The organism is Candidatus Cryptobacteroides sp. (assembly GCF_056207615.1).
On record NZ_JBAEER010000002.1, the window covers coordinates 1 to 5,097 of the forward strand.

Below are 5,097 nucleotides of genomic sequence, written 5' to 3' on the forward strand. Positions count from 1 at the left end.
GGAGGATATGCCCAGATGAGCGGCAACACGCCTACGTACATGTTCTTCCTCACCGACCACCTCGGGAGCGTGAGGGTCGTGGCGGACGAGAACGGAAGCGTAAGGCAGGTTAACCAGTACTATCCGTACGGAGACCTGATCGAGGATGCCCGAATGGTAGAAAGCACGTCAGACAACCGCTACCGCTTCACCGGCAAGGAACTTGCGACGGAAACCGGACTCTACGACTTCAGTGCAAGATACCTCGAGACCTCGATGGGAAGATTCACCACGATCGACCCGCTCGCCGAGAAGTATCCGTCTGTCAGTCCGTATGTTTATTGCGCCGGAGATCCGGTGAATAGGGTGGATCCGGATGGAAGAGACAGATGGATTATTAACCAAGATGGGTCTTTGTCGGCAATCGAAGCAGATAATACAATAAATACTATTCAAATCATTAGGAATGATGGTGATCATAGTGAGATATTCAATATTGCAAATGGCATAACTCTTTCCGTGGAGAATAACTTAGTCCAATTCTTGGCATCGAACATTCGAGATGGAATGTCTATATTTATGTATTTATCACAAAACACTAATGTCGGATATGGCATTGTAAACTATATAGATTTTGACACCTCAGATGGAAGAAATGACCAACGTATTCAAGAGTTATTATTTACAAAACTGAAGTAAAAACGGTAATCCAAATACTTAATATTTTCTCTTACCTTGCGGTGAGAATGTGGCGTTTTTGGGAAATTGACAAGTGGCGTATAGATAGTTTAACAGGCGGAATCGTTATATGGTCACTCTGTTTCGGAGCAATGCTCATTGACAGAAATAGCAGAGACGGTGCTATCTTAGTACCGGTTTATTATACCATAGCGATTATTTTTACGATTCTCATGTTCACGATTGACTATAAAGAATATGGGGATTGTGACAAAATATTTAGAGACCTCCCGACATATGTCCAGACAGTTATTATCATAGCGTGGTTATTTTGGGGCACACTGCCAATCATCTTACTTTTAATGTTTGCGGATGTCATATGATATAACATAGATGAGTTATCCTAACATACAACATCCGTTCGTGGCTCACGGGAATCGATTGGGACCTGTTCTCCGAGGGCATGCCGGGGAAGAGACAGCCCTTATACTTTTGTTCTGTTGGGGTGTTAAAAGTTTCAATATGTCAACGCTGTGGTGTGGGTGATTCCTATTTGTGCCGAAAAATGCGCTGTCAAATTGTAGGTTTTTGCGATATTGTTACTGTTGTATGATAGTTTGAAAGTGGTGTTCTGGGTCGTTAAAACATTGATTATGTTGATTTTTTGAAGATTTTTTATTTTGTTTTTAAAAAATTTAATTACCTTTATCAAAACAAATTTAACGAACTATGAAGGCAGAAAAAGTATTGAGCGATCTTAAGCGTCGTTTCCCTAATGAGCCTGAGTATCTCCAGGCAGTAGAGGAGGTCCTCTATTCAATCGAGGATGAGTACAATAACCATCCTGAATTTGACCGTTACAACCTCATCGAGCGTCTCTGCATCCCTGAGCGTGTCTATATGTTCCGTGTGAACTGGATGGATGACAGCGGAAAGATCCAGACAAACATGGGTTATCGTATCCAGCATAACAACGCTATCGGTCCTTACAAGGGTGGTATCCGTTTCCACAGCTCTGTAAACCTCAGCATCCTCAAGTTCCTCGCATTCGAGCAGACTTTCAAGAACTCTCTCACCACTCTCCCTATGGGTGGCGGTAAGGGTGGCTCAGACTTCAGCCCACGTGGCAAGTCAGACACTGAGGTCATGCGTTTCTGTCAGGCATTTGCCATGGAGCTCTCTCGTCATATCGGTCCGGACATCGACGTCCCTGCAGGTGACATCGGCGTAGGTGGACGTGAGGTAGGTTTCATGTTCGGTATGTACAAGAAGCTCACCAAGGAGTTCAGCGGTACATTCACTGGTAAGGGTATCGAGTTCGGTGGTTCACTCATCCGTCCTGAGGCAACCGGTTACGGTGTCGTGTATTTCCTCCAGGATATGCTCGCTACCAAGGGCCTTGACGTGAAGGGCAAATCAGTCCTCATCTCAGGTTCAGGTAACGTTGCTCAGTATGCAGCACAGAAGGTCCTCCAGCTCGGTGGTAAGGTCCTCACATTGTCAGACTCTGACGGATATATCTACGATCCAGACGGAATCGACGAGGAGAAGCTCAAGTATGTAATGCTCCTCAAGAACGGTTACCGTGGACGTATCAAGGAATATGCTGAGAAGTATGGCGTGAAGTACGTCGGCAACGGCGCTAAGCCATGGGGTGAGAAGGCAGACATCGCTCTTCCTTGCGCAACCCAGAACGAGCTTCTCGAGGATCATGCAAAGGCTCTCGTAGCTAACGGCGTGATCGCAGTCGCTGAGGGTGCAAACATGCCTACCTCACCTGACGCTATCAAGGTTCTCCAGGAGGCTAAGGTTCTCTACTCTCCAGGTAAGGCTTCAAATGCAGGTGGTGTATCTGTATCTGGTCTCGAGATGTCACAGAACTCAGAGCGTCTCTCATGGACTTCAGAGGAAGTTGACAACCGCCTCCGCGCCATCATGGACGATATCCATGCGAACTGCGTGAAGTATGGTACCGAGCCTGACGGTTATGTGAACTACGTCAAGGGCGCAAATGTTGCCGGCTTCATGAAGGTTGCCAAGGCAATGATGGCTCAGGGTGTATATTAGTAGATTCTCTCCCCAAGAACGAACTTATCTCCCCGAACACTTAACAAATTTTCCCCAATAAAGAAGAGGCTGACCCCAAGGGCCAGCTTCTTTAATTTTATCCCCGCTGCTATCGCAGCTGCCCCGAGGGGCATGCCGTCTACACTGCGTTACTCTATGTCCGTTACAGTAAGGTGACCATCAGTGACCTTGAATCTTACGTTGTGCCCGCTGAAGCTAAGTCCGTAGATCCTCTCCGGGTCGTCCTGGTAGGATGGGCGAGGGTCCAGGCTGAGCACTTCGCGAAGCTCGACCAGGAACCTTCCGTTGCGGGCGAAGCGTGATACCAGACCTTCGGGAATGGTGACTTCCACTTTTCTCTCAGGCAGAGTATCCACATATCCGCTTGCTGCCTCAGGATGGGAATCGGCGTAGGTGATGTAGGGTTTGATGTCGTAGATAGGAGTGCCGTCCATCAGGTCTGCTCCCTTGACCCAGATCACAGGTCCTTCGGCGCTGTCGAGGTCAATGTGGTCGATGCGCACAGAGGAGAGCCCGAGAGGATTGGGACGGAAAGGGGAACGGGTTGCGAATACTCCCATGGACTTGTTCCCGCCCAGCCTCGGAGGCCGTACGGTTGGCTGCCATGTGGATGACGCTTCCTCATTCTTGCCGCGTCTGCGATTTGCTGAGAATTCCCATATAAGCCAAATATAGTCGAACTCCGCAAGGCCGCGGAGTGCATCTGCGTTCCTGTACTGGGGCTCGAACACTATCCTCGCAGAGAGATTCTCCGCAAGGCCGCTCTGACGCGGGATTCCGAATTTCTCCGGGAACGCGCTTCGGATATGTGCGATTGGCTCGATTGTCATGTCGTTATTCGCAGAGATAGTCCTCGCCAGGCCTCTTTATCGGCTCCACGTGGATGTTGACTATGGTGTCGGCTCCGAATTCCTGCTTGAGCCTTTGCTCGATCTGGGAAGTGCGCGTATGAGCCATCCTGAGGCTTATCTCTCCGTCCATCCTGAAGTGCATGGATATTACGGATATGTTGCCGATACGGCGCGTACGCAGGTGGTGAGGCTCCTCCACGTCGGGATACTCTCTGACGATTGCAAGTATCTTTTCCATTGCCTCTGGTGGAAGCGACTTCTCCATGAGCTCGTCAAGTCCATCCTTCAGGAGCCTGATGGCAACCTTCATGATCATCGCTCCGACGACTATCGAGGCCAGAGGGTCGAGCACCGTCCATCTCTTGCCGAGGAGTATGGCGCCGCCTATACCGATGAGGGTGCCGACAGAGGAGAGCGCATCACTTCTATGGTGCCAAGCATTAGCTACGACGACAGGGGAGTCGATCTTCCTTCCCTTGCGGACGGTATATTGGTAGACCAGTTCCTTGAGGATGATGGATGCGAGAGCGGCCCAGAGTGCGAGCATTCCCGGACTCTCCAGCTCATTTCCCTGTACCCATTCAGCAATCATGATCGCACCCTTGACTATGATGCCGACTGCAACTCCTCCGAGAAGCAGTCCGATGATGGTGGTCGCGAGTGTCTCGTACTTGCCATGGCCGTAGGTGTGGTCTTCGTCATCCGGCTTGCTGCTGATCTTTACGAAGACGATTACTATCATGTCGGTGATGAAGTCTGAGAGGGAGTGGATGGCGTCTGCGGTCATGGCAGAGCTTCGGGCCAGGATACCAGCCACGAACTTGAATACGAGCAATGCAACGTTGATCGCACTGCCGACCAGCGTCACCTTGTAGATTTCTTTCTCTCTCTGACTGTTTTCCATCCGAATTCTCTTTTGGTGCATCAAATTTAATCATTTTTAGTTCATGGGCGGCTGAATGTCCTGGTACTTTTTTGATATGAGAGGCTTTATTCTTATATTTGATTGGCTATAAATGCCAACCAGATACTAACTACAACCAATACACTGATGAAAAGGATACTCCTTACTATCGCTGCGGGTCTCTGCCTCGTGGCATGTGCACCTAAGGGCATTCAGAAACCTTGGGATAAGGGTGGTTTCGAAACCCACAAATATCGTAACGTATTCGCCGAGATGGGTTATTCTCAGAAGGAGATTGACCAGAAGCTTGATGATATCTACAAGGAAGTCTTCGAGGGCCCTAACAAGGTATACTTCGAGGTCGGCGACTCTCTCGGATATGTATCCGACATCAAGAACTACGATGCACGTACCGAGGGTATGTCTTACGGTCTCATGATTGCCGTGCAGCTCGACAAGAAGGACGTGTTCGACCGCATCTGGAGATGGGCAAAGAAGTACATGCAGTATCAGGATGGCCCAATGAAGGGATATTTCGCATGGAGCCTCGCTACCGACGGTACCATCAAGGGTCGTGGCCCTGCATCTGACGGCGAG

Annotated in this window: 5 protein-coding genes; 3 read left to right on the forward strand and 2 right to left on the reverse strand. The window is 49.3% G+C overall.

Annotation, left to right across the window (positions count from 1 at the left end; translation table 11 throughout):
• Together AC06ND_RS00025 and AC06ND_RS00030 are read left to right on the forward strand one after the other, a co-directional pair.
• Positions 1 to 678, forward strand: a 678-nt coding sequence (locus tag AC06ND_RS00025; RefSeq protein WP_475676944.1) for an RHS repeat-associated core domain-containing protein, incomplete at its 5' end; no start/stop codon positions are given.
• Positions 679 to 1,386: 708 nt separating this feature from the next.
• Positions 1,387 to 2,724, forward strand: coding sequence for an NADP-specific glutamate dehydrogenase (locus AC06ND_RS00030; RefSeq protein WP_475676945.1), 1,338 nt, complete (start codon positions 1,387 to 1,389; stop codon positions 2,722 to 2,724).
• A gap of 149 nt (positions 2,725 to 2,873) precedes the next feature.
• Here AC06ND_RS00030 and tsaA read toward each other — a convergent pair whose 3' ends face one another.
• Complete coding sequence (tsaA, locus tag AC06ND_RS00035) at positions 2,874 to 3,575, reverse strand: tRNA (N6-threonylcarbamoyladenosine(37)-N6)-methyltransferase TrmO (protein ID WP_475676946.1); 702 nt, start codon at positions 3,573 to 3,575, stop codon at positions 2,874 to 2,876.
• Between the two features lie 4 nt (positions 3,576 to 3,579).
• Positions 3,580 to 4,506: a cation diffusion facilitator family transporter gene (locus tag AC06ND_RS00040; protein WP_475676948.1), complete on the reverse strand. Its 927-nt coding sequence runs from the start codon at positions 4,504 to 4,506 to the stop codon at positions 3,580 to 3,582.
• Positions 4,507 to 4,647: 141 nt separating this feature from the next.
• Here AC06ND_RS00040 and AC06ND_RS00045 point away from each other — a divergent pair.
• A partial coding sequence (locus AC06ND_RS00045; protein ID WP_475676947.1) for a glycosyl hydrolase family 8 occupies positions 4,648 to 5,097 on the forward strand: 450 nt, incomplete at its 3' end.

Excerpts from the sequence above, each read along its gene's own strand:
- tsaA (WP_475676946.1), bottom strand. The coding sequence starts at position 3,575 with ATGACAATCGAGCCAATCGCACATATCCGAAGCGCGTTCCCGGAGAAA.
- AC06ND_RS00030 (WP_475676945.1), top strand. The coding sequence starts at position 1,387 with ATGAAGGCAGAAAAAGTATTGAGCGATCTTAAGCGTCGTTTCCCTAAT.